Origin of the sequence: Dickeya ananatis (genome assembly GCF_019464615.1) — a bacterium.
Classification (GTDB): Bacteria; Pseudomonadota; Gammaproteobacteria; order Enterobacterales; family Enterobacteriaceae; genus Dickeya; species Dickeya oryzae.
Map to the genome: position 1 here is coordinate 3,214,092 of NZ_CP040816.1, position 18,228 is coordinate 3,232,319.

The window sequence follows — 18,228 nt, forward strand, 5'->3', positions numbered from 1 at the left end:
GATGACTACCGACTCCACACATCACCCGTTTGGTACCGATATCGATGAAGCGGCATTGATGGCACGTTTTAGCGCCTGCCGTTCCTGGGAAGAGCGGTACCGCCAGTTGATTCTGCTCAGTAAAACCTTGCCGTCCCTGCCGGAAGCCTATCGTCAGGAACAGATTGAACTGTCTGGCTGTGAAAACCGCGTCTGGCTGGGATATCAACGCCAGACGGACGGCACACTGCATTTCTATGGCGACAGCGACGGCCGCATTGTGCGTGGACTGCTGGCTATCATATTGACAGCGGTGGAAGGTAAAAAGGCACAAACATTACGACAGAACGACCCGCTGGCGCTGTTCGATACGTTGGGTCTGCGTACCGAACTGAGCGCCTCACGTGCAGGCGGACTGGCCGCACTGGCCAACCGCATCCAGGAGATCGCCTGTCACGAATCCTGATTGGATGCCGTAGCCTGACGAGCATCACGCGCCATCATTTTTTTCAATGCATGGGATACTGCCACAAAGCCAAACGTGGCAGTTACCATCGTCGCGGCACCAAAACCGGATGCACAGTCCATGCGTTTCACACCGTCAGCAGTGCTGCGTGAGGCGCAAACCGAGCCATCCGGCTGCGGGTAGACCAGAGGCTCACTGGAAAACACACAGTCGATCCCTAGCTTACCTTTGCTGTTCTTAACGATATTGAAATCGTGCTTTAACCGCTCGCGCAGCTTGGCCGCCAGCGGATCCTGAATAGTTTTCGCCAAATCAGCGACCTCAATACGGGTGGGATCAATCTGCCCACCAGCCCCGCCGGTCGTCACCACCGAAATCTTGTTACGGCGACACCAGGCCAGCAACGCAGCTTTAGGGCGCACGCTATCAATCGCGTCAATCACATAGCTAAAACGCTTATCCAGCAGTTCCGCCACGTTATCCGTACTGATGAAATCATCAACGCAAGTCACCTTACATTCCGGATTGATCGCCAGAATGCGCTGTGCCATCACCTCGGTTTTCAACTGCCCGGTGTGCTGACGCAAGGCGTGAATCTGCCGGTTGGTGTTGCTGACGCACACATCATCCATGTCAATCAGGGTAATCGCGCCGATACCGGTGCGAGCCAACGCCTCAGCCGCCCACGAGCCAACCCCGCCGATACCGATAACACAGACATGTGCTCCAGCAAACAGCGACAACGCCCGCTGGCCGTACAATCGCGCCGTACCGCCAAAACGCTGCAAATAACTTTCGGATAACTGCGTACTCATCGCTCACCTTCTTTCAATCACAAACGGCAGCGATGATACCCCAGCCAAACGGTTTACGCAGCGTATACCGTTCCAGAAGCGCTACCTGTAGGTCATCCTGTTGTCCAACCGCCTTCCCTTGCCCCATCCGGTTTACACAAACCGGGTCGACACGCCTATTTATCACTCTGGCAGGTGACGAACTCCGGTGAGCTGTGGCACTTTAACTACTGATACATCATGAAACCCAGCGCTGCCGGAGAAAGAACCATGCATGTTGACCTGATCCCCGCTACCGAATCCGATATCGACTTCCTGCTACAACTACGCCGGCTCACCATGGGGAAATACCTGACGGATAGTGGCGCCTCGACAGACGCTGAGAGCCTGATGCGCCGAGTGCGTTATGGATTTGAACACGCGCATATTGTAGAGGTCGACGGGCAACCTGCCGGGCTGTTCAAGTATTGTTTCATGCCACAAGAGCAACATTGGTATCTGATACAGATTCAAATCCACCCAGACTTTCAAAACTGTGGACTTGGCAAACAACTGATTGAAAAGCTGCTCGCTCAGGCATCCACGCAACACCAGCCGGTGGTGCTGAGCGTGCTGAAAAATAACCCGGCCCGCCATCTGTATCACCGGCTGGGGTTTCGGGTCACCGACCAAAACGAGCGCGAGTTCATTATGACTTGCCTCCCCAACACACCATAAAACGCGGTTAAGGATTAGCATGAACATCGCCATTCTGGATGACTATCAGGACGTCGTCAGACAACTGAATTGCTTTTCACTGTTGCAAGACCATCAGGTCCGGATTCTAAATAAAACCTATACCGATACCGCCCAACTAGCGGCCCAATTGCAACATGTTGACGCGCTGGTGCTGATTCGCGAACGCACCCGTATTAACGACGCGCTATTGAACCTGCTCCCTTCGCTAAAACTGGTCAGCCAGACCGGTAAAGTGAGCCAGCACCTCGACGTAGACGCTTGTACCCGGCATGGTGTTGCGGTGGCTGAAGGCACCGGCTCACCGATTGCGCCCGCAGAATTATGCTGGAGCCTTATTATGGCGGCGTCACGCCATCTGCCTGGCTATCATGCGCAGTTGACTCAGGGCAATTGGCAGCAAAACGGCCCTCTGGGGCTTGGTAGAACCTTATACGGTCTGACGCTCGGTATCTGGGGGTACGGTAAAATCGGGCAGCGTATCGCCCGCTACGCTGCCGCCTTTGGGATGACGGTGTTGGTGTGGGGCAGTGACACATCGCGGGAGCTGGCACGCCAGCACGGTTTTACCGCAGCCGACAGCAAGGCATCTTTTTTCGCCAGCGCGGATATTCTGTCGTTACATCTGCGTTTGAACGCGGCCACACGCCACTGCGTCACTCAGGAAGACCTCGCACTGATGAAGCCGGACTCGCTGTTCGTTAACATCAGCCGCGCCGAACTGGTGGAACCGGGCTCGCTCTGGCATGAACTCCGTGCTCATCCGGGCAAACAGGCGGCCCTGGACGTGTTCGACAATGAACCGGCCACGTCAGAAAACGAGCCGCTGCTGACGCTGCCCAATGTCCTGGCTACACCGCATATCGGTTATGTCGAGCGAGGTAGCTACGAGCTGTACTTTAAAGCCGCCTTCGAGAATGCGGTGGCATTTGCTGCCGGTCACCCAACCAATCTGGTGAACCACGCAGCACTTGCCGACGCCGCATCTCATGATACCGCCGCAGGAACCGAGTAATGCAGACACCGACCATCACGCTGCGTAAGGCTCGCCGGGCCGATGCACCGGCCGCATTTGAACTGCGTAATCGCGCCATCTTGCACGGTTGCCGACACGATTACCCGGCAGAACAACTACAGCTGTGGACCAGCGGTGAACTCAGCGAGAGATTTGAGAACACCGTCACCCACCATTTTCATCTGGCAGAGATAGCTACCCGGATTGTCGGGACGGGGATGGTCAATCTTCATACCGGAATGATAGATGCGGTGTTCGTGGAACCGGATGTGATGGGGCAAGGGGTCGGCAAACGGATGATGTTGCATCTGGAAACGCTGGCGCGCGCGGCGGGTCTGGTGGAAATCAGGCTCGATGCCAGCCTTAACGCCGCGCCGTTTTACCGCGCTCAGGGGTTCGAAGGCGGTGAGATCAGTCTTTATCAGTCGCCACGCGGCTTTTCACTGCCGTGTATCCCGATGGTCAAAACGCTCAGTTGATAAACCCGCCACCGCATAGCGCTGGCGGGGTCATCGGTTAATTTGGATTACTGGCTATCAACCCGCCAACATGTGCGGCGGCGTTATTACCTGCACTGAGCAACGGCATGGCAGAGGAAGACTGCGCGTTTTTCAGCACCCACACCCGGCCATAATGGTTGTAAAACCCGGCGGCATGACCCGCTTCCGGGCCGATCCCCTGATAGATGTCGAAGTGCTGTCCTTTAATCGCGCCTCCCACATCCAGCGCTACCATCAGGCGCATCTCATACTTACCGGTAAACTTGCCTTGTGCGTCCAGCAACGGGACTTCCGCCAGCAACGTGGTACCCGCCGGTATTAATGAACGGTCAGACGCGACCGACGCTCGCGCTACCAGCGGTACCGCGCTCGCCCCTTTCACGGGCATTGATGCCATAGGCTTAAAGAACACAAAAGAAGGATTCTGCACCAATAGCTCTCGCACTTCCGCCTCGGTGTGCCGATCGGCCCACTGCCGAATTGCCTGCATCGACATTTCTTCTCGGGGGACTTCCCCTCGGTCAATCAATATCTTGCCGATACTGCGGTAAGCATGGCCGTTTTTGCCGGCATAACCAAAAAAGGTCAAAGGACCACCATCACCAAAATCAACATAGCCGCTGCCCTGCACTTCCATCATGAAGTTGTCCATCAGCGAATTGGTCCAGGCGATAGCCAGTTCGTTGCTCAATGCACCGGAATAAATGGCGGCACGGTCCGGTAAACGGCCGTTTTTACGCACACGCGGCATGGCATACAACGGGAAGCGGAACTCCCCCTGACGGTAGCGACGCGCCTGCACTACCGGGGTGTAATAACCAGTAAATTGCACGTTGCCGAAACTGTCGACACCTTCCATCTGCCAGGCATTGAGACCGAATTGCGCCAGATGGCGCGTGTCACCACCAGACTGTAGCCAGTTCTGGACGGCCTGAAAAATATCACTGTTACGGGAATAGAGGCCGGGAGAGGAGGCCTGGATCTGGCTAATCTGCTGAGAAAAATCGCCTGCATTCACCGGCTTACCATTGGCATTCGGCGTATTTACCCACTCCAGCGGTTGGTCAAGACGCCCATCTTTATACTGTTGACCGCGATCGCTGGGCCGGGTCTGGCAACCTGCCAGAATCGCGATGACCACACCGGTCAACACGTATTTCCCCCACCATCCTTTCATTTTCCGTGCTCTCTTGTTTTCTTGAGTGTGAAACCACGCAAAACGATAGCAAACAGACGGAGGTAATAAAACGCATCATGACAAAACGAGCCACAGCAGTCTAAAAAAGAAACACCATGATGAGATTTTCACCATCTATCTGTAAAAACGTAAACTATTTGAAAAAAGAGGTTGCATCGAAGCGAACGCGGAGTATAGTGCGCATCCACGGACGCGGGGTGGAGCAGCCTGGTAGCTCGTCGGGCTCATAACCCGAAGGTCGTCGGTTCAAATCCGGCCCCCGCAACCAATTGATGTACCAGCATCATATCAAAAGAAAGAAGACGGACGCGGGGTGGAGCAGCCTGGTAGCTCGTCGGGCTCATAACCCGAAGGTCGTCGGTTCAAATCCGGCCCCCGCAACCAATAAACAGACACCCTGATGGGTGTTTTTTTATGTCTGTCGCTCAGACTATTTTCGCCACGGCGCTTAACGCGCCTGCGCTGCAAAATAAGCCTTTATCCCATCCATAATTGATTGCGCTACTTGCTGCTGAAAACGACTGGTTCGCAGCTTACGCTCTTCCTCCAGATTACTGATGAATGCCGTTTCCACCAGTACGGATGGAATATCCGGTGCTTTCAGCACCGCAAAACCGGCCTGATCGACGCTGTTCTTATGCAGATGATTAAAAGTCCCCAGCCGGTGCAAGATCTCCTTACCAAACTTCAGGCTGTCGTTAATGGTCGCGGTTTGCACCATATCAAACATCGTGCTGTCTAAATAGTGATCACCACTGAGACTCACGCCCCCTATCAAATCCGATTCATTCTGCGTTTGTGCCAGATAACGCGCCGCTGAACTGGTCGCACCTTTTTTAGACAATGCAAACACGGAAGAACCGCGAGCTGAGCGGTTAGTAAAGGCATCTGCATGGATAGAGACAAACAAATCGGCACGCTGTTTACGCGCTTTGGCGACCCGCACCTTAAGCGGAATGAACACATCCTCATTGCGGGTCATGTAGACCTTCATGTTGCGCTCACGCTCAATCAGCGCTTTCAGGCGCCGGGCAATTTGCAGCACCACATCTTTTTCACGGGTTCGGTTTTTACCGATAGCGCCAGGGTCTTCGCCGCCGTGCCCCGGATCCAGCATAATAATCAGCGGTCTTTCACGCCCGCCCTTACCATCGTTAGGCCTTTCCGGCGGCAGCGTCCGCTCCAGATCGCCTTTATTGTAATCCTCCAGCAAGGCCAGTAGCGGATCCTCCGCATTATCATAACGCCCAGCAGTGGGATACAAATCCATGACCAGACGGTGTCGAAAGCCCGCGACCGGGGCCAACGTAAATAGCTTGGGGTTAACCTTCTGACGCAACTCCAGCACCAGACGCACGGTATTTTTATCGAATTGCCCGGCCCGAGCCGTCTTGATGAAGGGATCTGGCCGCTCGAATTGTCGACCCGCATTTTTCAGCACACTGTTTAGCGAGGCATTTTCAATATCGACGACCAGCCGGTCAGGGTGTTCCAGCATAAATTGCCGGTATTTGAGCGGCTGGCTGGATTCCAGCGTCACTCGGCTATACGCTGAAGAAGGCCACACTCGCACAGCAATCACCTGCGAGGTAGCGGCAAGCCCCACGCCACTGATACTCAATAACCAGGTGGCGGCGGCGCCCTGCAATAAATGACGACGGGTCAGATGGTGCTTCGGATCAGACATGCGGCTCCGCTAATGACTATAAAAATCAGACAGATTGAGAAAAACGTCAAAAACTTTAACCAATACCTCTCACGCTGTCATGCAAAAATCATTTTCATGTTTTTTACTGTGTCAGGCGGGCTTCGCTAAACTATCAGGTCAGACCGAAAAGTTATCGCTTGCCTTTTAGTTGGCAAGGAATAAAAATACGAAAATATCGAATAAAAATTCAAGAGGGCTCGCAGTGAAGGAACGTAGTACAGAACTGGTTCAAGGCTTCCGCCACTCAGTTCCTTACATCAACGCACATCGTGGTAAAACGTTTGTCATTATGCTCGGCGGCGAGGCCATCGAACACCAAAACTTTACCAAAATTGTTAATGATATCGGTCTGTTACACAGTCTGGGTATCAAGCTGGTGGTGGTTTATGGCGCACGCCCCCAGATAGATGCGAATCTGATGGCCCATCACTATGAACCTCGCTACCACAAGCACACCCGTGTAACGGACAGTACCACGCTGGAGCTGGTGAAACAGGCAGCCGGTATGCTGCAACTGGATATCACCGCACGGCTGTCGATGAGTCTGCTGAACACACCGTTGCAGGGTGCACACATCAATGTGGTCAGTGGTAACTTTATCATCGCACAACCGCTGGGGGTCGATGATGGCGTAGATTACTGCCACAGCGGGCGCATCCGCCGGATTGACGAAGAAGCGTTACATCGTCAGTTGGACAGCGGTGCCATTGTGTTGCTGGGACCGGTAGCGGTTTCCGTCACTGGCGAAAGTTTCAATCTGACCTCGGAAGAAGTCGCCACTCAGTTGGCTATCAAGCTCAAAGCCGAGAAAATGATTGGCTTTTGTGCCTCTCAAGGGGTCACGAATGTCGAAGGCAACATCGTATCGGAGTTGCTGCCCGACGAAGCCCAGCAGCGCATTCAGTCACTGGAAGACGCGGGCGACTACAATTCCGAAGTCGTACGTTTCCTGCGCGGAGCGGTGAAAGCCTGTCGCAGCGGAGTGCGCCGCAGCCATTTGATAAGCTACCAGGAAGATGGCGCGTTGCTGCAGGAACTGTTCTCCCGTGACGGCATCGGTACCCAAATCGTGATGGAAAGCGCCGAGCAAATCCGCCGGGCGACCATCAACGATATCGGTGGGATTCTGGAGCTGATTCGTCCGCTGGAACAACAGGGTATTCTGGTGCGCCGCTCTCGCGAACAACTGGAAATGGAGATCGACAAATTCACCGTTGTGGTCCGCGACAATCTCACCATTGCCTGTGCTGCACTCTATCCGTTTCCAGAGGAGAGTATCGGTGAAATGGCCTGCGTAGCGGTCCACCCGGAATACCGCAATTCATCGCGTGGCGATCAGTTGCTGCATCACATCTCCGTGCAAGCGCGCCAGCAAGGGTTAAAACGCTTGTTTGTATTGACCACCCACAGCATTCACTGGTTCCAGGAACGTGGTTTCCAGCCAGCGGAAGTGGAGGTGTTGCCAAAACGCAAGCAGGAGCTTTACAACTACCAACGTCGTTCCAAGATCCTGGTCATCGACCTGTAAACAGATCAGTTAAAGCAATACTCATAAAGTCATTGCTTACAAACTCATAACGCGTGGCCCATCACCACGCGTTACCGCTCAATACTCCCTTACAGGGTTCTACTGCGTTTCCGTTTGTTTTTGCTCAGTGGGCTTTAGTGGTAACGTCTGTTGCAACGCGGACGTTGATGCATAGAATTGCCACTCCAATGGCCGGGCATAGTCAACATGCCCACTCGCACTCCCGGAAATCTGGGACAAAATGGCCAACCCTTGCGGATGCAGCGCCTGTCGGAAAAAGTCCGTTAATTGTGCCGATGAGATGGACGCCAACTGCCCGATCAACTGCTGACGGGTATCGAAGGCAAAGTTCTCCCGGTCCAGATCGCCACGCAAGCGGGCGGCTTCTTCATCCAGCGTCTGAGGCGGCTGACTGAGCGCATTGATAAGCCCCTGCTTATTCTGGGTAAAAGTCTCGGCGCTCATTGCGTTCAACCGCTGCTCAGCCTTGCCAAAAAAATCCTGATAGCGCTGGTAAAGGTAGGCCGGTTGCTTGTTATTGCTTTGCAACAGGAACGCAATCCCCCACTGCCGGTCAATGGAAACCGGTGTGGCAAACACGGCATATCCCAATTGCTCATCAGTCCGCAATTGATTAAAGAACCAGGGGTGAATAATCTGCCCTAACAGCTTGCTGTACGCCGCACTTTGTACCTCACCATATCCCGCCGGAATATAGACCGCCGCCAGCGCTGAATCGGTGCTGCTGCCGGCACGTTGCAACATGGCCTTTTGTGACTGACTAATGCTGACAGCTTGCCCACGCCACCACTGCGTACCCCCGCATCCCAGGCGCTCATGCAGACTATAGGACAGTCTGACCACGCGATCCTGAGCCAGATTACCCACCACCAGCATTTCTGGTGCCGCCTGCTGCAGCAACGCCTTACGGTATTCCATCAGCTCTTGCAGCGTGATGTCCTTGAGCAAATTGCGCCGTTCACTTCGCTCGCTATACGGTACGCTCGATAACCCCTGAATGGGGAACATCGCCTGTTCATAGGCTTTAGCCTTCTCGGTGGCGTCGAGTTGCTCGGCGTACCAGGATTTCGCCTGTTCCAGTTGCTCTTGCGTCGCGTTAAAACTGGCATACTGCTCAACCAGTGTCAGCAATAATTCTGGCAAGTGTTGGGTATAGCCGCTGGCTGTCATCACCAACCCGTCATTACTGCTGGTCGAAAAGCTGATACCGCCAACTGAAGCCTGATAACTGAGCGCATCCAGCGCGACACCTGCCAAATAGTCGTTCAGGGCAAACAACACTTGGTGGCGGGCAGAATCATTCGCCATGCGGTTACGCAACATCACGGTAATATCGGCTTTGGGTTCGCTGGCGAAATGGCGGCTTGGCATGTAAAACACGCGCAACCCCGGCTGGTCGACCACTTTCCTGGGGTGCGTAATTGCCGCATCAGCCGTGATCAGTGAAAAATCATCCGGGATATAAGGATTAGGCGTCGGTAAGCTAAGCGCCAGCGATTGGGCCATTTTCTGCCACTTCGTCATTCTGGCATCGCCGATTTTATCCACCTGATAAGGTGCGCCGACAAAATAGGCTTCCTTGTCATGGGGTTGTTCCGGGCTTATCACCCAAATGCGGGCATTCGGTGGCGTCATGCCCGATAACCGGCTCTTGATAGCATCGGGATCAAAGCGATCAGCCAGATAAGGCCCTTCAAGGGTGTACTCCACCGGCAGACGCAACATAGTATCCACCAGCCATTCCACATACCCCATATCACGGTTCAGGGAGGGGTAGCGAAAGTCAATGTTGAGCACCCGCGAGATCTCATCGAAGTAACGCGACTGAATGCCTTCGTTACGCAGTTTATCCAGATAGCTGAATACGGCGGCAATCACATCATCCTGCTGTTCCAGTCCCTTGTCGGTCAAATCGACACTGATATTGAATACACCGCTGTTACGCTCGGACATTGGATCAGAGCTGGCACGAATGGACTCAGCCAGTCCCTGCTTCTGCAACCAGTCAGAAAGCGTATTTTGACTACGATTACCAATCAGATAACTGATGTAGGTATCCGTTTTACTGCGAAACGCCGGACTGTTGTTATCAACCCGAAACTCAATTTTTAGCTGCTTGCGAGGTTGCGCCGGAACATAGTGAATAAACAGCCCGCGTTGCTCATCCGTGACTACCGGTGTGGTAATCGGCGGCACACTCGCCTGATGATTCGCAATCCGCCCAAATGTCGAGGTCGCAATAGCCGCCAGCGCCGGCAACGGCTGCTTGCCGTAAATCACACCTTTCATCAGATTGGCGGAGTAGTAACGCTGGTAGAACGCGACCAGCTCATCATGCAGCTTACTGCCGGGCTTATCACTCAGGGTTTCCAGATTGCCGCCTGCGAAGCGGGAACCAGGATGTGCCGGGTTGATGGTTTCCGCCCCTACCTGCGCCATACGCAACCCGTCACGCGCACGCGCCATGGTTAATTCCGCATTAACCGCATGGCGTTCACGATCGGCGTTGATTGGGTCGAGCAGCGGTTCTGCTATCGCATCCGCCAGTCGGTCAACCGCGGGTTGTAACGCGTCATTTTCCACTTCAAGGTAAAACGCCGTGCGGTAAGAGGCCGTGCTGGCATTGTGACTGCCGCCATGCATTTTCAAAAACTCGGCCAATCCATCGGCCTGTGGATAGCGTTTCGACCCCATCAGCAACATATGTTCCAGATAATGGGCCAACCCGGGTTGCTGCGGGGGGTTATCCAGCGAACCGACCGGTAACGCTAACGCCGCCAGTGAGCGGGTAGCCTGAGCATCAGAAACCAGCAGCACCGTCATCCCGTTGTCGAGTCGTATCGCCTGATACTGCCTTACATCATTCTCACTCTTTCGTATCGTCTGCGGCAGTGGCTGCCAGCCATCCGAGGCCTGAGAGAGTGGTAACCAGAAAAACAACAGCAGTACGCTAAACCACACACAAGATTTCCGCATTACTCTCTCCAGAGGCGTTATATATAGGCTCTTATTTCAGGCTACGGGTTACCGCGTTGTTCAACAGCGTCGGGGGCATCACAAAACCAGCGACTGAGCGCCGCCCGATAGCGATAAGGCGTGACCACCGTCACCGTTACACGACGGCAAAACGGTGGATAGGCTTGTTCGGTACGGTTCACATCCCATCCGGCTGGAACGAGCATCGACGATAAAACCGGCCCGACGTTTTCCCCCTCCAGTTTCTGGTGAGCCAACCGCCACGCCTGACGCTGTTGCATCTGATGCAACAATGATTGCTGAAGTACCTGATGATATTGCAAGAGCCCTGCCAGCGAAACCGCGAATAACAGCATTGCCACTAGTGTTTCCGGCAAACTGAAGCCAGCACTGGCGTAACCGCCACACTTTTTATTGTGTCGGAACACAGACCTGCTCCATCGTATCCGGACAAAAATCTGACCACCCACCCATAATGGGCCGGATATGGCCATCTGCCGCGGTGACCTCCATCATAACCCGGTGATAAAACGCCAATGGTTGCCGTTCGCCATGAACTCGCCCCTCACCTCTCAGCAAACCGGAGCGGTCATCGTGATTGATACGCAGGCACGCGCGCAGTTGTGCCGACGGCAAGGTCTGACATTGCCATTCATCAGTCGCCGACCAGCGTAGCGACAGGCCCCAGCTCAGTGACGACAGCCCTTGATTGAAAGCCTGCCAGAAACGCTGCTCCTCAATACCTTGCTGCAACTGGAGATCCAACTGACGTTGTAACCCACCCAACATCAACATGCCTATCATCATTACCAGCATAACGACCACCAGTATGCTGCCCCGTTGCTGTCTATAGGGGTGTCCACATGACCTGTATGGGCTGCGTGGTCTATGTAACCGGTGTGGTGTCCATTGCCTAACCCTACATTGCCTAACCCGCATGATTTCTCCCGGCAACCAGGCTCTCAACCTGCTGGCGCTGCCTGGGACGTGTTGTCCAGTAGCCCGCCAGTAATAACCGGTAGCGCGGCTGCACACCGGACGTTTCCCGGGTGACGTCAAAACGGGTAATCGTCACCTCACCAGGATCCAGTAACCTCTCCCAGCGGTTTCCCTGACAGCGTGGGCCACCCGTTTGAACCTCCAGCGCGCCAGCACGCAGACGGTAACTGAAAAACTCAGGCTCAGATTGCTCTGCCGTTTCAAAGCGGCCATTACGATTCACGTCGTAGGCGACCGACAGACAGCTCACCTGCTTCGAGGCGTCAGTCTCCAACGTCAATGCCGTTCCCTGACAGCGACCAGCACAAAAACCGGCACGGCGAATATCTTTTTCGATGCCGAATAACGTCTGCCTCAACACCTGCTCCAGACGAAGCAAGCTGGCGCTGTCCTGCGTCTGGGCCCGTAGCAACGGCAACAGTTGTGCCACCGCCAGCATCGTCATACTGCTCACCGCCATCGCCAGCATCACCTCCGGCAGGGTAAAGCCGCGTACACATCGTCTGGTCGATACGCTCAGCATAGCGGTATCCCCTGCACTGGCTGTAATTCGCTACAAAGGCGCAAGCGCCCACGCACTGAAATCACCACGCGCACGCGCCCTGCCGGGTTACCCACGGTGAGGTGCCCGGCTTGTGCCGCATTACGCAACCCGTAAAACATCAGCCGATCACTGGTTGTCTCAACCAGTGCGACGTCCTGCGAAGCGCGGGTAAAAATGAGAGGGTCGTCCGGTGGGCAGACGGCAGGTTCCGTACCGCGCCCTGTGCACCAGTTGCCGGGCGCTGATTTGACCCACAGACTGTCGGTCTGATTACGCCAGTAAGCATTCGCCTGTATACGGCCGATGAATGCCAGCATGTGGCGAGCATGCTGCTCCAGCATCAACGCCTGACGGTAAGACAGCCAGCTGTGCCACCCGCCGCCTGCCAGCAACGCCACAATGGTTATCACCACGATTAATTCCAGCAGGGAAAAACCCTGCTGCCTACGGTTGGTTTTGTCCATAGCGGCGATTTTAAAGTGCGGTATCAGTATGAATAGCGTTGAAGCATGAAGTTACAGGACGTATCGCAAACAGTATGGAGGGCAACCGCAACAGACAGGGAAAATGCGTGGTCGCTCGCAAACTGGCGCCCCCGTCTCCACCGACAGATAAAAAAACCGCCCATCGACAAGGTACCGGACACAACAACAGGGAAAAGCACGCGCAAGAGCGCTTTTGTATTGTCGGCAGTACCCGCCTCTGGGCGGTGAGATTCGTGCGGGATTAAGATTTAGACCGCGACCGGTGCCTTGATGGCAGGATGCGGGTCATATCCCTCGATGTCGAAATCTTCAAAACGATAATCAAACAACGACTCCGGGCGGCGCTTGATAACCAGCTTCGGCAAGGGACGCGGCTCGCGGCTGAGCTGCAGGCGAGTCTGCTCCAGGTGGTTGTTATAGAGATGGGTATCGCCACCAGTCCAGACGAAATCACCGACCTCCAGATCGCACTGCTGCGCCATCATGTGCACCAGCAACGCATAACTGGCGATGTTGAACGGCAGGCCAAGGAAGATGTCGCAGGAGCGCTGATACAACTGGCAGGAGAGTTTACCGTTAGCCACGTAGAACTGGAAAAAAGCATGGCAAGGTGCCAGCGCCATTTTATCCAGCTCACCCACATTCCAGGCGGAAACGATGATGCGGCGAGAATCCGGATCCTGCTTCAGTTGATTCAGCACGGTCTGGAGTTGGTCTATCTGGCGCCCATCCGCTGCCCCCCAGGCGCGCCACTGCTTACCGTATACCGGCCCCAGTTCGCCATTCTCATCCGCCCATTCATCCCAAATAGTGACCTTATTGTCATTCAGGTAACCGATGTTGGTATCGCCATTGAGAAACCACAACAGTTCGTGGATGATCGAGCGCAGGTGGCAACGCTTAGTGGTCACCAGCGGGAACCCCTCCTGCAGGTTGAAACGCATCTGATGACCGAAAATCGATAACGTTCCCGTGCCCGTGCGGTCATCCTTGGGAGTCCCTTCTTCGAGCACTTTTTTCATCAGTTCCAGATACTGTTTCATACCACCTCTATCTCAATAATTTATCAACAATTACTGCCGGGCTGACTGCCGACGGTACGCCCATACCATCATCAGAATACCCGCTAACACCATCGGTACTGACAGAATCTGCCCCATACTGATGCCGCTAAACAGCCCCAATTGTGCATCCGGCTGGCGGAAAAATTCCACAATAATACGGAAACAGCCGTAGCCAATAAGAAACAGCCCAGATACGCTGCCCATTGGGCGCGGTTTACGAATAAACACATTCAGAATGATGAACAGCACTACCCCTTCCAGCGCCAGTTCATACAACTGCGACGGATGACGCGGCAACACACCGTACTGGTTAAAAATGGCCTGCCACTGCGGATTACCCGCCGCCAGCGCCATGTCTTCACCGCGAGAGCCAGGGAACAGCATCGCCCACGGCGTGTCAGTCGTGACACGGCCCCACAGTTCACCGTTGATAAAGTTACCCAGACGGCCCGCGCCCAGACCAAACGGAATCAACGGCGCGATGAAATCAGAAACCTGGAAGAAATGGCGTTTGGTACGGTGCGCAAACCACAGCATAACCGTGATAACACCCAATAATCCGCCGTGGAAAGACATGCCACCGTCCCACACCCGGAACAGATAAAGCGGATTATCCAGAAATAAAGGGAAAGCATAGAACAATACATAACCCAGACGGCCGCCGACAAACACGCCAAGGAAACCGAAGTAGAGCAGGTTTTCTACTTCGTCTTTGTGCCATCCGCTACCCGGTTTGTTCGCCCGGCGCACCGCCAGCCACATAGCGAACACAAACCCGACCAAATACATCAATCCATACCAGTGCAGGGAAACCGGTCCTAATGAAAAAATCACCGGATCAAACTTGGGAAACTCCAGATAGCTCGTCGTCATCAATCACCACATTCTTGTTGCTTTGTCCCTGATTTCGGGGCTATTAAGGGGCCGAGAGAAGGCAGCACCGCCATCGCCCGTCTGCGGTTGCGCATAATAGCATAGCCAGTAGAAACAGTTGGCAACGAGGAATAAAAGAACTGTAAACATTTCCGGGTAACGCCGTCCGGATGAGGGAATCAGGATGGAGAAATCCGGGTAGAGAAATCGAACGGCCTGCGTTTAACGCCCACCACGAATCAAACCGCCCAATCCCCGCTCTTCAATGAAAATCGACGCCCACTGACGGACTTCACTGGCGGTTTGTGCGTTAAGCACTTTATTGACCAATTGGCGTGTTTCATCCTCGCCAATGCGGCGCAGCAGATATTTGATGCGGGCAACGCTGCGTCCGTTCATGCTCAGCGTGCGGAACCCGAGACCAATCAGTAACAAGGCCCCCATCGGTTCACCTGCCATCTCGCCGCACACCGAAACGGGCAGCCGATAATGATGGCATTGGGTGATTATCATGTTCAGCGCCTGCAACATTGAGGGATGCAAGCTGTCGTATAACGAACCAACATGTGGGTTATTGCGATCTACCGCCAGTAAGTACTGGGTCAGATCATTGGTACCAACGGAAACAAAATCGATACGGGATGCCAGATGCGGCAACAGGAATAACACCGACGGCACTTCAATCATAATGCCGATACGCGGGCGCGGTGACGGGAAGCCAAGCAGTTCCGACACCTCCGCTGCCGCCCGGTCGATCAACCGTTTTGCTTCATCGATCTCATCCAGGCTGTTGATCATCGGCAGTAAAATGCTCAAATTGCCGATATGGGCGTTGGCACGCAGCATGGCGCGAACCTGAATCATGAAGATTTCTGGCTGATCCAGCGTGACACGAATACCGCGCCAGCCCAGACACGGGTTTTCCTCACTGATGGGCAGATAAGGCAACTGCTTGTCGGCACCGATATCCAGCGTACGCAACATCACCGGTCGGGTCGGATACAGCCGCAGCATGCCTTCATACTGCGTCATCTGTTCCTCTTCCGAAGGAAAACCATTTTGTAGCATGAACGGAATTTCGGTGCGATACAGGCCGACGCCGTCAACCTGGTTGATAAAGCGCTTCTCATGCTCGGCGCTCAGACCGGCATTGAGCATCACATCCACCCGTTCGCCGCTTTTCAGCACCGCCGGGCGTTCCATATCGTCTTCCGCCAGCCGGGTGAGCTCGTTCTCCTCGCTCAACAGACGTTGATACTCCTGCACCAGCACCGGCTCTGGGTCCACCAGCAGCTCACCGCGATACCCATCCAGAACCAGCAGGCGCTGATGCAGTAGATCAGGCTGAATATCCGCGCCCATCAACGTGGGGATGCCCATCGCCCGCACCAGAATGGCAGCGTGGGAATTGGCAGCACCGTCATAAGCCACCACCCCAGCCAGACGATCCTGCGGGACTTCGGCCAGCAACGTGGCGGTCAGCTCATCGGCCACCAGAATAAAACGCGGCGGCCACTGCCCATTGCTTTGAGCATTGTCGTCAAGGTGAAACAGCAGACGCTGACCTAACGCACGCAGGTCACTGGAGCGATCTCGCAGGTAAGGGTCCTGCAGACTGGCAAACTGCGCCGCGAACCGCTCGATCACGACTTTAACGGCCCACTCAGCCACGCTGCCGGTATCCACTTCCTGAAACAAATCACGTTTCAGACGGGCATCGTTTAGCAAGTGAGAATAGAAATCGAAGATGGCCGCGCTCTCTTTTTGCGAGCTGGCGCTAAAACGTTTGCTGAAACGGCGAAACTCCGCGCCAGCCTCTTCCATCGCCACCAACAATCGGGAACGTTCACGATCACTGTCGAGACTGGAGGCAGGAAACACCAGTTCCAACGACGGCTGGCTACGATCCTGCCAGCCCGGTGCAATAGCGACGCCGGAAGACGCCGCCATCGCTTTAATGCGTGTCTGGCGGTATTGCCCGAACAACGCCTTCATTTGGGATAGGGAAAGGATGGCCGCCATCTGGGTGGCCAGCGTCACCATGAATGATTCTTCGTTTTTGTCGAACTGCCGGTGCTCGCGCTGCTGCACCACCAACACGCCCAATAACTGACGCCGGTGGATAATCGGCACACCCAGAAAGGAGCGAAAGTGCTGCTCACGGACAGCAGGAATAAATTTGAAGCTAGGGTGGCTTTGCGCATCCGCCAGATTGATAGGCTCCGCCCGCTCGCCCACCAGGCCGACAATCCCCTGACCAAACGCCAGCGTGATGGTACGACCGCGCGGCTTTTTCAACCCGCGCGTCGCCATCAGGTAATAACATTGACGATCGTGATCAGCCAGATAGATAGAACAGACTTCCGTATCCATCGCCAGACAGGTTTCATTAACCAGAATATCCAACGCATCACTCAGCCGGGCCGCGGCCGCAACCTTTTCAATAATTTCTCGCAGTCGCGTGAGCATCATGATGTGTCGGATTATCCTCGTTTTCGTCTGGTGCCTGATGATATTCGGGTAGCCGAATTCTCCTGTAGCTGCATCACGGCGATGACAAATTCCTTCATCACCTTACGGTAAACATCCCGTTTGAACGACACCACCTGGCGTACCGGATACCAGTAGCTCACCCAACGCCAGCCGTCGAATTCCGGGGTGCCGCTGCTTTGCATATTGATGTCGGATTCATTACACATTAACTGTAGCAGAAACCATTTTTGCTTTTGGCCGATACATACCGGTTTTGTATCCCAACGCACCAAACGTTTTGGCAATTTATAGCGTAACCAGCTTCGGGTGGAAGCCAGGATACGAACGTCCTTTTTCCGCAGCCCCACCTCCTCGAACAGTTCGCGGTACATCGCTTGTTCCGCGCTTTCTCCGGGGTTGATCCCCCCTTGAGGAAACTGCCAGGAGTGCTGGCCGTAGCGGCGAGCCCACAATACCTGACCCTGCCGATTACAAATTACAATACCAACATTCGGGCGGTAGCCATCATCGTCGATCACCGGACTACCTCGATAAACTAGAATGCAAAGATGACTCGATTGTTTCACACTCCTGACAGACGGTAAACTCCCGCTTTACATCCCTTTTATTGATGTGTTTGCGACAATCGCGACACATGTCGGTGGCTCGGGTCGCAGCCTTGCCATTCCCACGAGATTTTAGATAACACATCGGTAACCCACAGATAGGATCGAAGTTATAAACATTCGCCTGGCAATTCCGTCGGTTTATTCACTTTTTCTGTGGACATCTTTGTGAAGAACATCATGAAAAAGTGCGCAAAACTCATAGCAACTTTTATGTGAGCATGATCTACAACGCTAAATTGCCA

Annotated in this window: 17 protein-coding genes and 2 tRNA genes; 7 read left to right on the top strand and 12 right to left on the bottom strand. The window is 54.4% G+C overall.

Translation table 11 applies throughout. The features are described 5' to 3' along the window. Window position 1: 1 nt before the first annotated feature. Window positions 2–445 (top strand): cysteine desulfurase sulfur acceptor subunit CsdE, encoded by a 444-nt coding sequence (gene csdE / locus FGI04_RS14180; RefSeq protein ID WP_407336892.1) that lies wholly within the window; start codon window positions 2–4, stop codon window positions 443–445. Here csdE and tcdA read toward each other — a convergent pair. Beyond that, window positions 433–1,260 carry a tRNA cyclic N6-threonylcarbamoyladenosine(37) synthase TcdA gene (tcdA, locus tag FGI04_RS14185; protein WP_407336893.1) on the bottom strand — a complete coding sequence of 276 codons (828 nt, stop codon included), beginning with the start codon at window positions 1,258–1,260 and terminating at the stop codon, window positions 433–435. The genes csdE and tcdA overlap by 13 nt on opposite strands. Window positions 1,261–1,509: 249 nt before the next feature. On the opposite strand from tcdA, the gene FGI04_RS14190 reads away from it, so the two are divergent. From FGI04_RS14190 to FGI04_RS14200, 3 genes are read left to right on the top strand one after another with little or no spacing between them, the layout of a single operon-like run. Next, window positions 1,510–1,956 (top strand): GNAT family N-acetyltransferase, encoded by a 447-nt coding sequence (locus tag FGI04_RS14190; protein WP_407322219.1) that lies wholly within the window; start codon window positions 1,510–1,512, stop codon window positions 1,954–1,956. Window positions 1,957–1,975: 19 nt separating this feature from the next. Next, a complete protein-coding gene (locus tag FGI04_RS14195; RefSeq protein WP_407336894.1) occupies window positions 1,976–2,989 on the top strand; it encodes a D-2-hydroxyacid dehydrogenase family protein in 1,014 nt (337 codons plus the stop codon). Further along, a complete protein-coding gene (locus tag FGI04_RS14200) occupies window positions 2,989–3,468 on the top strand; it encodes a GNAT family N-acetyltransferase (protein WP_407274685.1) in 480 nt (159 codons plus the stop codon). The genes FGI04_RS14195 and FGI04_RS14200 overlap by 1 nt, the downstream gene beginning before the upstream one ends. Window positions 3,469–3,505: 37 nt before the next feature. Here the strand turns inward: FGI04_RS14200 and mltA are convergent, their stop codons facing one another. Beyond that, window positions 3,506–4,666: a murein transglycosylase A gene (gene mltA / locus FGI04_RS14205; RefSeq protein ID WP_342700464.1), complete on the bottom strand. Its 1,161-nt coding sequence runs from the start codon at window positions 4,664–4,666 to the stop codon at window positions 3,506–3,508. A 212-nt stretch (window positions 4,667–4,878) separates the two neighbouring features. Between mltA and FGI04_RS14210 the strand changes: the two genes are divergently transcribed. Both FGI04_RS14210 and FGI04_RS14215 read left to right on the top strand, forming a co-directional pair. Then, window positions 4,879–4,955, top strand: a tRNA-Met gene (locus FGI04_RS14210). A 39-nt stretch (window positions 4,956–4,994) separates the two neighbouring features. Beyond that, window positions 4,995–5,071, top strand: a tRNA-Met gene (locus FGI04_RS14215). A gap of 64 nt (window positions 5,072–5,135) precedes the next feature. On the opposite strand, the gene amiC is transcribed toward FGI04_RS14215, so the two are convergent. Then, complete coding sequence (gene amiC / locus FGI04_RS14220; RefSeq protein ID WP_342700463.1) at window positions 5,136–6,374, bottom strand: N-acetylmuramoyl-L-alanine amidase AmiC; 1,239 nt, start codon at window positions 6,372–6,374, stop codon at window positions 5,136–5,138. A gap of 223 nt (window positions 6,375–6,597) precedes the next feature. Here amiC and argA point away from each other — a divergent pair, with 223 nt between their 5' ends. After that, window positions 6,598–7,923: an amino-acid N-acetyltransferase gene (gene argA / locus FGI04_RS14225; protein ID WP_342700462.1), complete on the top strand. Its 1,326-nt coding sequence runs from the start codon at window positions 6,598–6,600 to the stop codon at window positions 7,921–7,923. A gap of 99 nt (window positions 7,924–8,022) precedes the next feature. On the opposite strand, the gene ptrA is transcribed toward argA, so the two are convergent. The 9 genes from ptrA to rppH form a co-directional block, all read right to left on the bottom strand. Next, window positions 8,023–10,920: a pitrilysin gene (gene ptrA, locus FGI04_RS14230; protein ID WP_342700461.1), complete on the bottom strand. Its 2,898-nt coding sequence runs from the start codon at window positions 10,918–10,920 to the stop codon at window positions 8,023–8,025. A 41-nt stretch (window positions 10,921–10,961) separates the two neighbouring features. Further along, the gene (locus tag FGI04_RS14235; protein WP_342700460.1) at window positions 10,962–11,348 is read right to left on the bottom strand and encodes a prepilin-type N-terminal cleavage/methylation domain-containing protein; all 387 of its coding nucleotides are present in this window, start codon (window positions 11,346–11,348) and stop codon (window positions 10,962–10,964) included. Continuing rightward, window positions 11,332–11,736: a YgdB family protein gene (locus tag FGI04_RS14240; RefSeq protein ID WP_342700459.1), complete on the bottom strand. Its 405-nt coding sequence runs from the start codon at window positions 11,734–11,736 to the stop codon at window positions 11,332–11,334. Before FGI04_RS14240 ends, FGI04_RS14235 begins: the two co-directional genes overlap by 17 nt. Before the next feature lie 112 nt (window positions 11,737–11,848). Next, complete coding sequence (locus FGI04_RS14245) at window positions 11,849–12,442, bottom strand: prepilin peptidase-dependent protein (RefSeq protein ID WP_407274682.1); 594 nt, start codon at window positions 12,440–12,442, stop codon at window positions 11,849–11,851. Then, a complete protein-coding gene (locus FGI04_RS14250) occupies window positions 12,436–12,927 on the bottom strand; it encodes a prepilin peptidase-dependent protein (protein ID WP_407336895.1) in 492 nt (163 codons plus the stop codon). The genes FGI04_RS14245 and FGI04_RS14250 overlap by 7 nt, the downstream gene beginning before the upstream one ends. 269 nt (window positions 12,928–13,196) lie before the next feature. Beyond that, window positions 13,197–13,991 (bottom strand): thymidylate synthase, encoded by a 795-nt coding sequence (thyA, locus tag FGI04_RS14255; protein ID WP_342700457.1) that lies wholly within the window; start codon window positions 13,989–13,991, stop codon window positions 13,197–13,199. Window positions 13,992–14,021: 30 nt separating this feature from the next. Further along, on the bottom strand, window positions 14,022–14,885 hold the full coding sequence (gene lgt, locus FGI04_RS14260; protein WP_038903572.1) for a prolipoprotein diacylglyceryl transferase: 864 nt from the start codon (window positions 14,883–14,885) through the stop codon (window positions 14,022–14,024). A 222-nt stretch (window positions 14,886–15,107) separates the two neighbouring features. Then, window positions 15,108–17,354, bottom strand: a complete 2,247-nt coding sequence (gene ptsP, locus FGI04_RS14265; protein ID WP_342700496.1) for a phosphoenolpyruvate--protein phosphotransferase — start codon at window positions 17,352–17,354, stop codon at window positions 15,108–15,110. A gap of 14 nt (window positions 17,355–17,368) precedes the next feature. Then, the gene (gene rppH, locus FGI04_RS14270) at window positions 17,369–17,896 is read right to left on the bottom strand and encodes an RNA pyrophosphohydrolase (protein ID WP_012883628.1); all 528 of its coding nucleotides are present in this window, start codon (window positions 17,894–17,896) and stop codon (window positions 17,369–17,371) included. Between the last annotated feature and the right edge of the window lie 332 nt (window positions 17,897–18,228).